Annotated in this window: 10 protein-coding genes and 3 tRNA genes; 2 read left to right on the plus strand and 11 right to left on the minus strand. The window is 60.0% G+C overall.

The window, feature by feature from the left end:
• A partial coding sequence (gene mnmH, locus Q7T64_RS10625; RefSeq protein WP_304795309.1) for a tRNA 2-selenouridine(34) synthase MnmH occupies nucleotides 1-666 on the plus strand: 666 nt, incomplete at its 5' end.
• A 151-nt stretch (nucleotides 667-817) separates the two neighbouring features.
• Here the strand turns inward: mnmH and Q7T64_RS10630 are convergent.
• The 11 genes from Q7T64_RS10630 to Q7T64_RS10680 form a co-directional block, all read right to left on the minus strand.
• On the minus strand, nucleotides 818-2761 hold the full coding sequence (locus Q7T64_RS10630) for a SurA N-terminal domain-containing protein (RefSeq protein ID WP_304795310.1): 1944 nt from the start codon (nucleotides 2759-2761) through the stop codon (nucleotides 818-820).
• Nucleotides 2762-2862: 101 nt separating this feature from the next.
• Nucleotides 2863-2939, minus strand: a tRNA-Asp gene (locus Q7T64_RS10635).
• A gap of 26 nt (nucleotides 2940-2965) precedes the next feature.
• Nucleotides 2966-3041 (minus strand) — tRNA-Val (locus Q7T64_RS10640).
• 90 nt (nucleotides 3042-3131) lie between these two features.
• Nucleotides 3132-3404, minus strand: coding sequence for an HU family DNA-binding protein (locus Q7T64_RS10645; protein ID WP_304795324.1), 273 nt, complete (start codon nucleotides 3402-3404; stop codon nucleotides 3132-3134).
• A gap of 207 nt (nucleotides 3405-3611) precedes the next feature.
• The gene (gene lon / locus Q7T64_RS10650) at nucleotides 3612-6023 is read right to left on the minus strand and encodes an endopeptidase La (RefSeq protein WP_304795312.1); all 2412 of its coding nucleotides are present in this window, start codon (nucleotides 6021-6023) and stop codon (nucleotides 3612-3614) included.
• A gap of 286 nt (nucleotides 6024-6309) precedes the next feature.
• Nucleotides 6310-7578, minus strand: coding sequence for an ATP-dependent Clp protease ATP-binding subunit ClpX (clpX, locus tag Q7T64_RS10655; protein ID WP_304795313.1), 1269 nt, complete (start codon nucleotides 7576-7578; stop codon nucleotides 6310-6312).
• A gap of 198 nt (nucleotides 7579-7776) precedes the next feature.
• Complete coding sequence (clpP, locus tag Q7T64_RS10660; protein ID WP_304795315.1) at nucleotides 7777-8406, minus strand: ATP-dependent Clp endopeptidase proteolytic subunit ClpP; 630 nt, start codon at nucleotides 8404-8406, stop codon at nucleotides 7777-7779.
• 29 nt (nucleotides 8407-8435) lie between these two features.
• Nucleotides 8436-9782 (minus strand): trigger factor, encoded by a 1347-nt coding sequence (gene tig / locus Q7T64_RS10665; RefSeq protein WP_304795316.1) that lies wholly within the window; start codon nucleotides 9780-9782, stop codon nucleotides 8436-8438.
• 28 nt (nucleotides 9783-9810) lie between these two features.
• A tRNA-Leu gene (locus Q7T64_RS10670) sits at nucleotides 9811-9897 on the minus strand.
• A 218-nt stretch (nucleotides 9898-10115) separates the two neighbouring features.
• Nucleotides 10116-13208 (minus strand): efflux RND transporter permease subunit, encoded by a 3093-nt coding sequence (locus Q7T64_RS10675; protein WP_304795318.1) that lies wholly within the window; start codon nucleotides 13206-13208, stop codon nucleotides 10116-10118.
• Nucleotides 13205-14392: an efflux RND transporter periplasmic adaptor subunit gene (locus Q7T64_RS10680; RefSeq protein ID WP_304795319.1), complete on the minus strand. Its 1188-nt coding sequence runs from the start codon at nucleotides 14390-14392 to the stop codon at nucleotides 13205-13207. The genes Q7T64_RS10675 and Q7T64_RS10680 overlap by 4 nt, the downstream gene beginning before the upstream one ends.
• Before the next feature lie 193 nt (nucleotides 14393-14585).
• Here Q7T64_RS10680 and hpnC point away from each other — a divergent pair, with 193 nt between their 5' ends.
• Nucleotides 14586-15428, plus strand: coding sequence for a squalene synthase HpnC (hpnC, locus tag Q7T64_RS10685; protein ID WP_304795321.1), 843 nt, complete (start codon nucleotides 14586-14588; stop codon nucleotides 15426-15428).
• The last annotated feature ends 121 nt before the right edge of the window (nucleotides 15429-15549 follow it).

Below are 15549 nucleotides of genomic sequence, written 5' to 3' on the forward strand. Positions count from 1 at the left end.
ATCAACACCGCGCTGCAGGAACTGCCGCTTGGCCTGCACTTCAAGGTCATCTGCGGCACCACGGGCAGCGGCAAAAGTCGCTTGCTGCGGACCCTGGCTGCGCAGGGGGAGCAGGTGCTCGACCTTGAGCAGCTTGCGGCACATCGCGGCTCGGTGCTGGGCGACCTGCCAAGCGAGCCACAGCCTTCGCAAAAGATGTTCGAAAGCCGGATCTGGCAAGCCCTGCGCCACTTCGATCCGCAACGCGTCATCTTCATCGAGTCCGAGAGCAAGAAAGTCGGCAACGTCCGCGTTCCCGACGCGCTGATGGAGCGCATGCGCGCGTCGCCCTGCATCTCGCTGCAACTGTCGCGTGAAGGCCGGGTAACACTGCTGATGGACGAGTACGCACACTTTGTCGCCGCGCCGGAAGCGCTGAACCAGCAACTCGACTGCCTGGTGGCGCTGCACGGCCGTGACACCATTTCGCGCTGGCAGCAAATGGCGCGCGAGGGACAACTGCAGCAACTGGTCGGGGAGTTGCTGGAACAACATTACGACCCGGCCTACTTGCGCTCGATCGACCGCAATTTCACGCAGTTCCCGAACGCCAGGATGCTGGATGTGGACGAAGTTTCCGATGCTGCCTTTGCTGCCGCCGCGCGGACGGCGGCAATAGCCGATTGACAGGGCGACCGGGCGCAGGTCGCACGCTACAAGCGATGGTCGCGCCAGCATCGACGGCGATTGCGCCCAACAAAAAAGCCGCGTAGCGCGGCTTTTTTGTTGGCTGGCCGGTTTGTAGCCTGGCCCCGTATGCGATCGGAATGAACGAAGTCTACTTCTTCTCAGGCGCCGGATTATCCGTAGCCGGTGCAACCGCCGCGGCAGCACCCTTGAACTTGACCTTCGCCTTCTTCTTCAACGACTCGACATAGGCAGTCATTTCTTCTTGCGCCAGCGTGCCCACGACCTGCTGCTCTTGGGCGGTGCGCCGTGCCGCGTCCGGCTTGGCTGGCTGGCCGACTTTGCCGATCCGGTACACGCCGTAACCCTCGCCCGGCAATTCGGTGCCGACGAAGGCCGGCAGCTTGCTGACGTCCGCTTTCAGGATGGCCGTGGCGGCCTCGCCGCGCAGGTCCGGATTCTTGCTGCGCGAGATCGTCCTGACCTCGCCAAAACCGGCGCTGTCGGGCTTTGCCTGCAACGCCGCCAGCTTTTCCTGGCCGGCCTTGCTTGCCAGCACCTGCGCTTCGCGGCGCGTTACCTGCTCGGCCAGTGCTGGCTTGACTTCATCAAAAGGCTTCTTGGCAGCAGGCTTGTGTTCGATCACCCGTCCGGCGATGAGCGTACTGGCGGCTACTTCGACGGCTTCCGTGTTGCGCTTGTTGCGAACGGCGTCGTCGCCAAACAGCGCACCCAGGAATTTCGGGTTGTTATAGACGGCCTTGGCGGCGGCCGGATTGCCGGCGCGCGTCAGGCCGGCGACTGTCTCGATCTTCAGCCCGAGCTTGTCGGCAACCGGCTTCAGGCTGTCTGCCTGTTCATAGACCGTGTTCGAAAACGTTTCAGCCATCTCGGTGAATTTTTTCGCTGCCAACTGCTTCTTGATATCGCCAGCGATGTCCGCCTTGACCTGCTCCAGCGCCATCTTGCCGCCCGGCTTGGCTTCCGTGAGCTTGATGATGTGGTAACCGAAATCGGATTCGACCAGGTCGCTCATCTCGCCCGGCTTGAGCTTGAATGCGGCTTCCTCGAACGGCTTGACCATCATGCCCGGACCGAAGAAACCAAGGTCACCGCCTTTTTCAGCGGAACCGGGATCCTGCGAATTAGCCTTGGCAAGCCGGGCGAATTCAGCGGGATCGCGACTCTTGCGCAGTTGCTCCAGCAATTTGGCGGCCTTGTCCTTGGCCGCGGACTTCTCTGCGGCTGGCGCGGACTTGCTGGCGGCGACCAGGATATGGCTGGCGCGGCGCTGCTCCGGTGTCGAATAGCGCTGCTGGTTCTGGTCGTAGTAGGCCTTGATGTCGGCGTCGCCGACGCTGATCTGCGCGGCAACCGTGTCCATGCTCAGCACGACGTATTCAGCCTTGACCTGCTCGGGGATTTCGAAGGCTGCCGGATTCTTGTCGTAGTAATCCTTCAGCATCGCGTCGGTCAACTTGACCTTGGCGCTGAAGTCGGCAGCCTTGAAGCGCAGTTCCTGCACCTCGCGCTCTTGCTCGTTGATTTCGGCCAGCCATGTCGTCAGGGACTTGGGTGCGATTACCGTGTTTTCGATCGCGCCGCTCAGTTGCTGTTGTGCGAGGTCCTGGCGCAGGCGGGATTCATAGATCGCCGGCGTCATGCCCTGGCCGGCCAGCAAGGCCTTGTAACGCTCGCCATCGAACTTGCCATCCGCGCCGACCATATCCGGAATCGCCAGGATGTTTTGCTGCAGCACCTGGTCCGGCACCGACAGCTTGTTGCGTGCGACTTCAGCAGACAGCGCACGTTGCGCGACCAGTCCTTCAAGTACGGATTGGCGTGCAGCGGGCGTATCGAACATGCGCGCATCGATCTGGCCACCGAACATCTGGCGCAGGCGCTCTACCTGCTGCCGATGTCCCTCGTTGACCTGTTCGCTGGTGATCGGCTGTCCGCCTACCGTGGCGACCACGTTGTCATCGCCGCCATAACGTGAATAGCCCTCGAGACCGAGGAAAGCAAACGACGGGAAGATGACCAGCAACAGGACGAACTGCATCATGCGCTGATGGGTACGGATGAAGTCAAACATGGTCTGATGCTCGCATGCCACGCGCCGGGTCAAGCCCCGGGCAGGCGTATCGGGTACATAAGAAAAAAGGCGAACATCATGTTCGCCTTTTTTTCGATTATTGGCGGAGTGGACGGGACTCGAACCCGCGACCCCCGGCGTGACAGGCCGGTATTCTAACCAGCTGAACTACCACTCCTTTTTACTGCTATTGCCTGGCTGTGTTGGTGGGTGCTGAGAGGCTCGAACTCCCGACCTACGCCTTGTAAGGGCGCCGCTCTACCAACTGAGCTAAGCACCCTGTGATTGCAAGAACAGCCTTGACTGTCACTGCATAACGCCACCGGCCCAGCCCGACATTTTCGGCGCGTGTCACCCCGCCGAAAGGACGTTAGTTTACCGCATCTTTCAAGGCTTTGCCAGGCTTAAATTTCGGTACTTTCGCTGGGCTGATCTCGATCGATTCGCCCGTACGTGGATTGCGACCGGTACGTGCCGCCCGCGCGCTGGTCGAGAAGGTGCCAAAGCCGACCAGTGTCACCGAGCCACTCTTTTTCAGTGTCATGGTCACGCCGCCGATCAGGGCGTCGAGCGAGCGTGTGGCGGCCGCCTTCGAAATGTCAGCTTGTTGGGCGATATGGTCGATCAAATCCGATTTGTTCACTGCGTCCCCTCCTGTTGTTGTTTTTTCTTTATCGTCGCGGCTTAGGGCCGCAAAAATCGCACGATCGTGCACAAGCATTAGACTAGCCGTCGACATTCGGTGTCAAGCAAGTATCTGCCACAAGGTAGTGCGCGCCGAAAAAAAAGCGCCCCGAAGGGCGCTTCGCTGCGCCATCCACGGGTCAATCGAACCGTGGATGGTCCAGAGTCAGTGTTTGACGACGCTGGCCTCTGCTTTCTCGGCCGGCTTGCTGACGGCTTCGGCAACGATTTCTTCTTCCAGCAGCGGCACCGGCTGGCGCTCCAGTGCGATTTCCAGCACTTTGTCGATCCAGCGCACCGGCACGATTTCCAGCTTGTTCTTGACGTTGTCCGGAATCTCGGCCAGGTCCTTCACGTTTTGCTCGGGAATCAGCACCGTCTTGATCCCGCCGCGATGGGCTGCCAGCAGCTTCTCCTTGAGTCCGCCGATTGGCAACACTTCGCCACGCAGCGTGATCTCGCCGGTCATTGCCACCGATGCCTTGACCGGGATGCCGGTGAAGGCCGACACCAGCGCGGTGGTCATGCCGATACCTGCCGAAGGACCGTCCTTCGGCGTTGCGCCTTCCGGTACGTGGATGTGGAGGTCGGACTTCTCGAACAGATCGCTCTTGATGCCCAGCTTCCTGGCGCGGCTGCGCACCACGGTGCGCGCCGCTTCGATTGATTCCTTCATCACGTCGCCCAGCGTACCGGTGCGGATCACGTTGCCCTTGCCGGGCATGTTCATCGCCTCGATCGTCAGCAGTTCGCCGCCAACTTCGGTCCAGGCCAGGCCGACCACCTGCCCGACCTGGTTTTCCTTTTCGGCGACACCGAAATCGAAGCGCCGCACGCCCAGGAACTTGTCCAGGTTTTTTGGCGTGACAAGCACCTTGCACTCCTGCTTCTTCAGCAGCAGCAGCTTGACCACCTTGCGGCAGATCTTCGAGATTTCGCGCTCTAGCGAACGCACGCCGGCCTCGCGCGTGTAATAGCGGATGATGTCGCGCAGCGCACTTTCGGAAACGCTGATCTCGTCGACCTTCAGGCCATTGTTCTTGATCTGCTTGGGCAGCAGGTAGCGTTGCGAAATGTTGGTCTTCTCGTCTTCGGTATAACCCGACAGGCGAATGACTTCCATCCGGTCCAGCAGCGCCGCCGGGATGTTCAGCGAGTTCGAGGTTGCCACGAACATCACGTCCGACAGATCGAAGTCGACCTCGACATAATGATCCGAGAACGTGTGGTTTTGCTCGGGATCGAGCACTTCGAGCAGGGCTGACGACGGGTCGCCGCGGAAATCCATGCCCAGCTTGTCGATTTCATCGAGCAGGAACAAGGGATTGCGCACGCCGCACTTGGACAGGCTCTGCAGGATCTTGCCCGGCATCGAGCCGATGTAGGTGCGACGATGGCCGCGGATCTCGGCTTCGTCACGCACGCCGCCCAGGGCCATGCGTACGAACTTGCGGTTCGTGGCACGTGCAATCGACTGCCCGAGCGAAGTCTTGCCGACGCCCGGAGGGCCGACGAAGCACAGGATCGGCGCTTTGAGCTTTTCCACCCGCTGTTGCACGGCAAGATATTCAAGGATGCGTTCCTTGACCTTGTCGAGCCCGTAATGGTCGTCCTCGAGCACTTTCTCGGCGTTCACCAGGTCATTGTTGACCTTGGATTTCTTTTTCCAGGGCAGCGCAACCAGCGTGTCGATGAAGTTGCGCACGACGGTGGCTTCGGCCGACATCGGTGACATCAGCTTGAGCTTCTTGAGCTCGGATTGCGCTTTTTCGCGCGCTTCCTTGGGCATCTTGGCGGCGACGATACGCTTTTCGAGCTCTTCGAGGTCGGCGCCCTCTTCACCTTCACCCAATTCCTTCTGGATTGCCTTGACCTGTTCGTTGAGGTAGTACTCGCGCTGGGATTTCTCCATCTGCCGCTTGACGCGGCCGCGGATGCGCTTCTCGACTTGCAGGATGTCGAGTTCGGCTTCGAGTTGCCCCAGCAGATGCTCGTGGCGCTTGGCCACGTTGAAAATTTCCAGGATGATCTGCTTTTGCTCGAGCTTGAGCGGCAAGTGCGCGGCGATGGTGTCGGCCAAGCGACCGGCATCGTCGATCCCGGCCAGCGAGGTCAGTATCTCCGGCGGGATTTTCTTGTTCAATTTCACATACTGGTCGAACTGCTGGACGATCGCGCGCCGCATTGCCTCGACTTCCGCCTCATCGCCCGGCTCGGATTCGATCGGCGTGACTTCGCAGACGAAGTGTGCTTCGCCGTCGGTAATGGAATCGATACGTGCGCGCTGTGCGCCTTCGACCAGCACCTTGACGGTGCCATCGGGCAGCTTGAGCATTTGCAGGATGTTGGCCACGCAGCCGATTTCGTAGATATCGTCGGCGGAGGGCTCATCCTTGGCGGCAGCTTTTTGGGCGGCAAGCATGATGCTCTTGCCCTGGCCCATTGCGGCCTCGAGTGCCTTGATGGACTTCGGTCGGCCAACGAACAGCGGTATCACCATATGCGGGAACACGACAACGTCGCGCAGCGGCAATAACGGCAGTTGGGTATGAGCGGGAAGTGCTGGAGTAGTCGTCATGGCGAGCCTTATCAGGATTACTGTCGATGATGTTGGCGCGACGGGCTAAAACGCAAGCCCTGAATCATCATTCGCACACGCGATTCAAAAGAAAAAAGCCACACGCGAAGTCTGACCTCGGGTGGCTTTACGATCGAAGCCGCGGTATGAACGCTGATTGATTCTGATTGTACTGCTTTTGTTCAATAAAACAGGGCAAAAAAAGTGTTCGGCCCTGTTGACTGCAAGTGATTTTCCGCTTCGACAGCACGGGATTGCAATGCAAGAGCCGTGCCCTTCAATCCGATTATTTCGCGCCAGAAACTTTTTGCTGCTCGTGATAAATCAGCAAAGGCTTGCCGCCATTGACGATGGTGTTCTCGTCGATGACGACCTTGGCAACATTTTGCAGGCTGGGCAGTTCGAACATGACATCCAGCAATGCATGCTCGATGATGGAACGCAGGCCGCGCGCACCGGTCTTGCGCGCCAGTGCCTTGCGGGCAATCGCGTGCATCGCAGCGGGACGGACTTCGAGTTCGGCGCCTTCCATCTGCAACAGCTTTGAATACTGCTTGATCAGTGCATTCTTCGGTTCGAGCAGGATCTGGATCAGTGCATCTTCGTTGAGTTCGGTCAGGGTTGCGATCACCGGCAAACGACCGACGAGTTCGGGAATCAGGCCAAACTTGATCAGGTCCTCGGGCTCGACTTCCATCAGCTTTTCGCTGGCGGAGCGCTCGCTCTGGCTCTTGACGTTGGCGCCAAAACCGATACCGCTCTTTTCCGAACGATTGGAAATGACCTTGGCCAGGCCGTCAAATGCGCCGCCGCAAATGAACATGATGTTGGTGGTGTCGATCTGCACGAAATCCTGGTTCGGATGCTTGCGGCCGCCCTGTGGCGGCACCGACGCCATGGTGCCTTCGATCAGCTTGAGCAAGGCCTGCTGCACGCCTTCGCCCGATACGTCACGGGTGATCGACGGGTTGTCCGACTTGCGCGAAATCTTGTCGATCTCGTCGATGTAGACGATGCCGCGCTGGGCTTTTTCGACTTCGTAATTACAGTTCTGCAACAGCTTCTGGATGATGTTTTCAACATCCTCGCCCACGTAACCGGCTTCGGTCAGCGTGGTCGCATCCGCAATAACGAACGGCACGTTCAGCATGCGCGCCAGGGTCTGCGCGAGCAAGGTCTTGCCGGAACCGGTCGGTCCGATCAGCAGGATATTGCTCTTGGCTAATTCGACTTCATCTTTCTTGCCGAGATGCTTCAGGCGCTTGTAGTGGTTGTACACCGCCACCGACAGGATGCGCTTGGCGATGTCTTGCCCGATCACATACTGGCCGAGCAATTCAAAGATTTCCTGCGGCGTGGGCAAGTCCGACTTTGGACCAGTTACGGCCTCAACGCTGGACGCTTCGTCCCGGATAATGTCATTGCACAGGTCGATGCACTCATCGCAGATGAACACCGAGGGTCCTGCGATCAGCTTTTTGACTTCATGCTGGCTCTTGCCGCAAAACGAGCAATAGAGCAGTTTTTCGCCGCTGGAGGACTTTTTTTCAGACATTGGGTGATCGGGGAAAGGTAGTGGTTTGATCTTACCTGCGAATTCCGGATTCGTCACGATGCCGCGCAAAATATGCGGCATCGGGTGCGAACGGCAATACAGACAGGACAAAAAGACAAAGCGCCCGGGACAAGCTTGGCCGGGCGCAGGTCTCGGGCCGCCGGTAAGTGCAAAAACCGGCCCGGGGGTTCAATTCGCTCAAATGCGGTTGGTCAGCACCTTGTCGATCATGCCGTATTCCTGGGCCTGCTCGGCCGACATGAAATTGTCGCGCTCGGTATCGCGTGCAATCTGTTCGGTCGTGCGGCCGGTCTTGTCGGCAAGGATCTGGTTGAGGCGTTCGCGCAGGTACAGGATTTCGCGGGCCTGGATCTCGATATCGCTGGCCTGGCCCTGTGCACCACCAAGCGGCTGGTGAATCATGATGCGCGAATTCGGCAGCGAGAAACGCTTGCCCTTGGCGCCGGCCGCAAGCAGGAAAGCGCCCATTGATGCCGCCAGTCCGGTACACAGCGTCGATACGTCAGGCTTGATGAACTGCATGGTGTCGAAAATGGCCATGCCCGCCGACACCGAGCCGCCCGGAGAATTGATGTACAGCGAGATGTCCTTGTCCGGATTCTCGCTCTCCAGGAACAGCAACTGGGCGACGATCAGGTTGGCGGCGTGGTCGTTGACCGGCCCCACCAGGAAAATCACGCGTTCCTTCAGGAGCCGCGAATAAATGTCATACGCCCGCTCGCCACGGCCGCTCTGCTCGATCACCATCGGCACCATGCCGAGCATCTGGGTATCGATTGCGCCGTTGCGGATCATGCTGGTTGTCATGTGCTTTTCCTAATGAGACCGCGGGGCGATCAGCCCTGCTGGTTATTGGCCATCAATTCGTCGAACGGTACCTGCTTCTCGGTGACCTTCGCTTTGCCGAGAACGTAGTTGACGACGTTTTCTTCCAAAACAAGGGCTTCGACTTCAGCCAGGCGACGACGGTCGCCAAAGTAGTATTTCAGCACTTCTTTCGGATCTTCGTAACTTTGTGCAAATTCGTCGACTTGCGCCTTGACCTGTTCCGGTGTCGCTTGCAGGTCGTTGGCCTTGACGACTTCGCCCAAAATCAGTCCGAGGCGGACCCGGCGCTCTGCCTGCGCGGTAAACAACTCGCGCGGGATCGGCATGTCCTTGACGTTCATGCCGCGTTGCGCCATGTCCTGCCGCGCCATTTCCATCAGGCGATCGGTGTCGTCCTCGACCAGTGCCTTGGGCACGTCGAGTTCGGCCGCCTTGATCAGCGCGTCCATCACGCTGTCCTTGTTCTTGGCCTTCAAGCGGTTGCCGGCTTCACGTTCGATATTGGCGCGAATGTCGGCGCGCATCTTGTCCAGGTCGCCATCGGCAATACCCAGCGACTGTGCGAACTCGGCGTCGACTTCCGGCAGGTGGGCCCATTCGAGCTTTTTCAGCGTGATCGTGAATTCGGCAGTCTTGCCGGCCACGTCCTTGCCGTGATAGTCCTCGGGAAAGCTCAGCGGGAAGGTCTTGGCTTCGCCGACTTTCAATCCGACGGTGGCTGCTTCGAACTCCGGCAACATGCGTCCTTCGCCGAGCACGAAGGCATAGTCCTCAGCCTTGCCGCCCGGGAACTCCACGCCGTCAATCTTGCCGACAAAGTCGATCGTCACGCGATCGCCATTCTTCGCAGCCAGATCCGAACCGCCGTCGCCGTGCTCGCCCTGCTCGCCCTTGACGTGATAGTGCACACGCTGCTTGCGCAGGATGTCGATCGTGCGCTCGACTTCGGCATCGGTCACGGTGGTCGCGGCTTTTTCCACTTCGGCCTGGGTCAGGTCGCCCAGCTTGATTTCCGGATATACCTCGAACGTGGCGTCGAACACGACGGTGTCGTCCGATTCTGCATTTTCCTTGGGCTCGATCTTCGGCAAGCCGGCAACCTTCAGGTTGTTCTCGACAGCGGCGTCGTTGAATGCACGGCCGACCTTGTCATTGAGTACCGAGGTCTCGACTTCATAGCCGTACTGCTGCGCAACCATCTTCATCGGCACTTTGCCGGGACGGAAACCAGGGGCGCGCGCTTTCTTGGCGCGAATCTTCAGTTGCTTTTCGACTTCGGCGCGCACCTCTGCCAGCGGCAGGCTGATGGTGATGCGACGTTCGAGCTTTTCCAGGGTTTCGACAGCAGTTGCCATATTATTCGTCCAAAAATGTGTTGTTCCGTGGTGCGAGGAGGGGGACTCGAACCCCCACACCATTGCTGGCGTCAGGACCTAAACCTGGTGCGTCTACCAATTTCGCCATCCTCGCGGCCGTATTTTTGCCAGCGCTTTTGACACGCTTTGCCATAGTCATGACGGCGATCCGGTGCGCCATGACCAAGTCTCTCGATGCAAAAGCAAAGGGCGACCCTGAAGTGAATACCGGTCGCCCTGCTGTGCCTCCGTAGAGGCCGTTCGACTTCAACCCGGCATTTTACTGGATTTTTCCCGGCCAAGCCCGCTATTTGCCACATTGCCATCCGCAGCTCAGGTGGCTGTGGATGGCCGGCGCACACGGAACCATGTCGCGTACAGGGCCGGCAAAAACAATAAGGTCAGGCCGGTCGCCACGATCAGCCCGCCCATGATGGCCACCGCCATCGGCCCCCAGAATACCGAGCGCGACAGTGGAACCATGGCGAGCACCGCCGCCGCCGCCGTCAGGATGATGGGCCGGAAGCGTCGCACCGCCGACTCGACGATGGCGTTCCACGGTTCAGCGCCGGCGGCAATATCCTGCTCGATCTGGTCGATCAGGATGACGGAATTGCGGATGATCATGCCAAACAAGGCAATCACGCCCAACTGGGCGACAAAGCCGAACGGGCGCTGCAGCACCAGCAGCGCCATCGCAGCACCGGCAATACCGAGCGGTCCGGTCAAAAATACCAGGAAAGAACGCGAAAAACTCTGCAGTTGCAGCATCAGCAGCGTGAAGATGATGAAGATCACCAGCGGCACGTTGGCGGCGATGGATTGCTGCGCCTTGCCACTGTCGGCAGCGGCGCCGGCCAGTTCAATGCGGTAGCCGGCTGGCAAGGCCTGGCGCAAGGGCGCCAGCGCCGGATCGATCTGCGACGACACGGTTGGCCCTTGTATGCCATCCATGACGTCGGACTGTACCGTGATCGCCCATTCACGTCCTTCGCGCCAGACCACGCCTGGCTCCCAGGTAAAGTGCGCCCGCGCCACCTGCGACATGGTCACCGGCCGGCCGCTGGCAGTGGGAATATTGAGGCCATTGAGCATCTCGATGGTCTTGCGCTCTTCGACCGGCTGCCGCATGACGATGTCAATGAGCTTGTCCTCTTCACGGAACTGGCCGACGGTAGTGCCGGTGAGGATGGTATTGGCGGCCCGCATCACGGTCTGGGAACTGATGCCCAGCGCGCGCAAGCGATCCTGGTCAAGATCAAGCCGCAGCACCTTGACCGATTCATTCCAGTTGTCGTTCACGCCCAGGGTGTTCGGATTGGCCCGCATGATTTCCTTGACCTTGTCCGCCATCGCACGGACTCCGGCGACTTCAGTTCCGGTCACCCGGAACTGGACCGGATACGGCACAGGCGGACCGTTGGGCAATAGCTTGACGCGGCCGCGCACTTCGGGGAAATCGGACTTGAACAGCGCGCCGATTTTAAGGCGCAATTCTTCACGCGCTTTCAGGTCGATCGGCAGCACCACGATTTGCGCAACGTTGGTCTGCGGGAAAATCTGGTCCAGCGGCAGGTAGAAACGCGGGCTGCCGGTGCCGACATAGCTGGTCACGCTCTCGATGCCCTTCTGCTGGCCAAGCCAGCTCTCGAACTTTTTCGCCTGCCGTTCGGTGGCCTGGAACGAACTGCCTTCCGGCAGCCAGAGTTCCACCATCAGTTCAGGCCGGCTCGAGTCCGGGAAAAACTGCTGCTCGATGATGCGAAAGCCCATGATGCCCAGCCCGAAGACCAGCAAGGTGAGCGCGATGGTGGTCTTGCGCCAGTCGACGCACCAGTTCACCAGCCGCCGGAAGCGTGCATAGAAAGGGGTGTTGAACAATTCGTGATGACCATCGGCGCCGGCCCGGGGCTTGTTCTTCAACAGCCGATAGCCGATGTACGGCGTGAACAGGACCGCCGCGAACCAGGAAATGATCAGCGCCAGTGCATTCACCGAAAACATCGAAAACGTGTATTCGCCGGCGGCCGACTTGGCCAGGCCGATCGGCAGGAATCCGGCCGCGGTGATCAGCGTACCGGTCAGCATCGGCATCGCCGTCGAGGTGTAGGCAAAGGTCGCCGCTTCCAGCCGCGACAGGCCCTCCTCCATCTTGCGCACCATCATCTCGACGGCGATGATGGCGTCGTCGACCAGCAGTCCCAGCGCAATGATCAGCGCCCCCAGCGAAATCTTGTGCAGGTCGATGTTGAGCATGCGCATGAACAGGAAAGTCACCGCCAGCACCAGCGGTATGGTCAATGCCACCACCAGGCCCGGCCGCACATCAATGCGCAGCGGCCGCGTGTGCAGGCCAAGCGCAAGGAAGCTGACCGCCAGCACGATCAACACGGCTTCGGTCAGCACCTTCAGGAATTCGTTGACGGAGGACTTCACGGCGCGCGGCTGGTCGGTCACTTGCTGCAGCTCTATCCCGACCGGCAGCTTGGCGCGCACATCGGCGGTGGTCTTCTGCAATGCTTCGCCCAGGCGGATGATGTTGCCGCCCTTCTCCATCGAGACACCCAGGCCGATCACGTCGCGACCGTTGAAGCGCATCGTGTCTTGCGGCGGATCGCGGTATTCGCGCCGGATGGTGGCGAAATCACCGAGACGCAATGGCACGCCACCGGCCCGCAACTCCAGGTTTTCCAGGTCCTTGGGGGTGCGCAGTGCGCCGCTGACACGCACCTGCAAATTGTCGGTCGGCGTCACCAGTACACCGGTGGATTCCAGCGCATTCTGGGCATTGAGTTGCGCCACGACCGATTCAATCGGTATGCCGAGCTGGGAAAACTTCTTGTGCGAAAACTCGATGAATACTTTTTCATCCTGCACGCCGTAGAGTTCGACCTTCGCAACCGATGGCACCTTGAGTAGTTGCTGGCGCACGAAGTCTGCGTACTCCTTCACTTCAGCATGGGAAAAACCGTCGCCGGAAATGGCGAAGATGGAGCCATAGGTATCGCCAAATTCATCATTGAAGAAGGGGCCGATCACGCCGGCCGGCAAAGTGCCGCGGATGTCGCCGATTTTCTTGCGGACCTGGTACCACGAGTTGGTGGTTTCCCTGGGCGGCGTGGATTCGCGCAATTGCAGGATGATCAGCGTCTCGCCCGGCTTGGAGTAGCTGCGGATGGTGTCGATGTAGGGCGTTTCCTGCAGCTTCTTTTCCAGCTTGTCGGTGACCTGTTCGGCCATTTGCAGCGCGGTCGCACCCGGCCAGTTTGCCCGCACCACCATGGCGCGAAAGGTGAAAGGCGGATCTTCGTCCTGGCCGAGCTCCGAGTAACTGAGGATACCGCCCAGCAGCAATACCGCCATCAGGTAGCGCGTCAGCGGTATGTGCTCCAGCGCCCAGCGCGACAGGTTGAAACCGCCCTTCATTTAGCGGCTCCGGCCGTGCCCGCCGCGGGCAAGTTCGGTGTTTGTCTCGACCCAGGCGAACCAGGCGACCCGGCCGTTACGGCGGGCGCAGCGGGCGACTCGGCAACGAGCAATTTGACTTTCTGCCCAGGCTTGAGCAAGTTGACGCCCGCGGTCACCACGGTCTGTCCGGCGGCCACGCCGCTGGCGATCACGACGTCGTTGCCCGACACCGTGGCGAGCTGCACCGGAACCAGTTTGACTGCGCCGTTCTCCACCACCCAGACGGCGGTATTGCCCTTCTCGTTGAACAGGGCCGACAGCGGCAGCTTGAGCACGGGATTTGGGTTGGCGGCGATGAAGGCAACCGTTGCCGTCATGCCGAGCCGGATCTGTTGCGCCGCATCCGGAATGCTGACGCGGGCCAGATAGGTGCGGGTTGCCGGATCCGCAACCGGCGACAGTTCGCGCAACTTGCCCTTCATCTTGTATTCGCGATCAGCCCAGAAAGTGACCTGCAGGTCGGCGATGTTGCGCAGCGCATCGACCTTGTCTTCCGGGATGCCGATCACGACTTCCTTGTCACCCGGCCTGGCCACGCGCAATACTGGCGTGCCGGCGGCGACCACCTGACCGGCTTCCGCGTCGATGGCAGTGACCACGCCGTCCGAATCCGACAACAGGTTGGCGTAACCGGCCTGGTTGGATTGATTGCGCGCAGCAGCCAGCGCCTGCTCATGGCTTGCCTGCGCCGACTGGAATGCGGTCTCTTTTGCCTGCAGCACGGCGGCGCTGACAAAATTCTTCTGGCGCAGTTCCTGGTAGCGGGCGAATTCCGACTTGGCCAGCGCCAGGTTGCTGTTTGCCGCGCGCAATGCGGCGTCGGCCTGCGCTTGCGCCAGCCGCAGGTCCTGGGGATCGAGCTGCATCAGCACTTGCCCGCGCTTGACGGCCGCGCCGACATCGACATTGCGGGTGACGATCTTGCCCGGCACCCGAAAGCCAAGCCGGGATTCCACCCTGGCCCGCACTTCGCCGGGGAATTCGGCAATGACGCTGATTTTTTGCGGCTCCAGCAGCATGGCCCGCACCGGACGCACATCCTCGGCTTTTTCAGCGGGCTTTCCGCAGGCGCCCAAGAGCAGGCTTGTCGTCAGGATGGATGCGAATGCCCGCATCGCATGGCGGAATCTTGTCTGGACCACGTTGTTTTTCCTTTACTATCCGGAGCTGCTCAGTGCGGCGGCGATTCAGCCGGACGCAATGCGGTCTTCACATTGCGGGCTGCATTGCACTTTTGGCCGCTTTGCTGCACTGCGAAATTCTTTTACTGACCGAGGGGTTAGTAATTATAAGCGGAAAGTCTTTTCCGCAATCCATGACATTTCAACAAATTTCATGTCAGTAGAACATTACGAAAATTTTCCGGTGGCGTCCTTGCTATTGCCTTCCCGCTTGCGTCCGGCGGTCGAGGCGATCTACAACTTTGCCCGCCAGGCCGATGATATTGCCGACGAAGGCGATGCCCCGGCATCCGAGCGGCTGGCGGCGCTGGCCGGATTTCGCGCCGGGCTGGATCGCATTGAGGCGGGCCTGCCGCCCCTCTCCCCATTGTTCCGGGCGCTGCAAAGTGCGGTGCTGGATCATTCCCTATCGCTGGAACCGCTGCGCGATTTGCTCAGTGCATTCGAACAGGATGTGGTGACGACCCGCTACGCAGACCAGCACAGCGTCATTGACTATTGCCGCCGCTCTGCCAATCCGGTTGGCCGCCTGATGCTGGCTCTTTATGACCAGCAGGCGCCGGACCAGTTGCGGCAGTCGGACGCGATCTGCACCGCCCTGCAACTGATCAATTTCCTGCAGGATGTCGCCATCGACATGAAAAAAGAACGTATCTACCTGCCGCTGGAAGACCTGCTGCACTTCGGCGTGAGCGAACAGCAAATCGCGCAGGGCCGGGTCGACAACGCCTGGCGCGCACTGATGCGCTTTGAAGTGGAGCGCGCCAGGTCGTTGATTGTCAGCGGCGCCCCGCTGGCGACTTCGCTGCCGGGCAGGATAGGCTGGGAATTGCGGCTGGTCGTGCAGGGCGGACTACGGATACTGGAAAGATTGGAGGCAGCCGGCTTCGACGTGTTCAACCGCCGTCCGACGCTTGGCCGGGCCGACTGGTCGCTGATGCTTTACCGTGCCCTCGCATGGCGTTTGGGCCATGCACCGAAAAACGCAGGTCGTTGACCTGCACTTTGTCGGCTAGCATAGCGACTTCGCTTCTTCCCGCCTGAATCATGTCACCCGACGAATATTGCCAGGAGAAAGCCGCCAAAAGCGGCTCCAGTTTTTACTACAGCTTCCTGTT

The organism is Lacisediminimonas sp., from assembly GCF_030645335.1.
In the GTDB taxonomy this organism is placed as follows: domain Bacteria; phylum Pseudomonadota; class Gammaproteobacteria; order Burkholderiales; family Burkholderiaceae_D; genus Lacisediminimonas.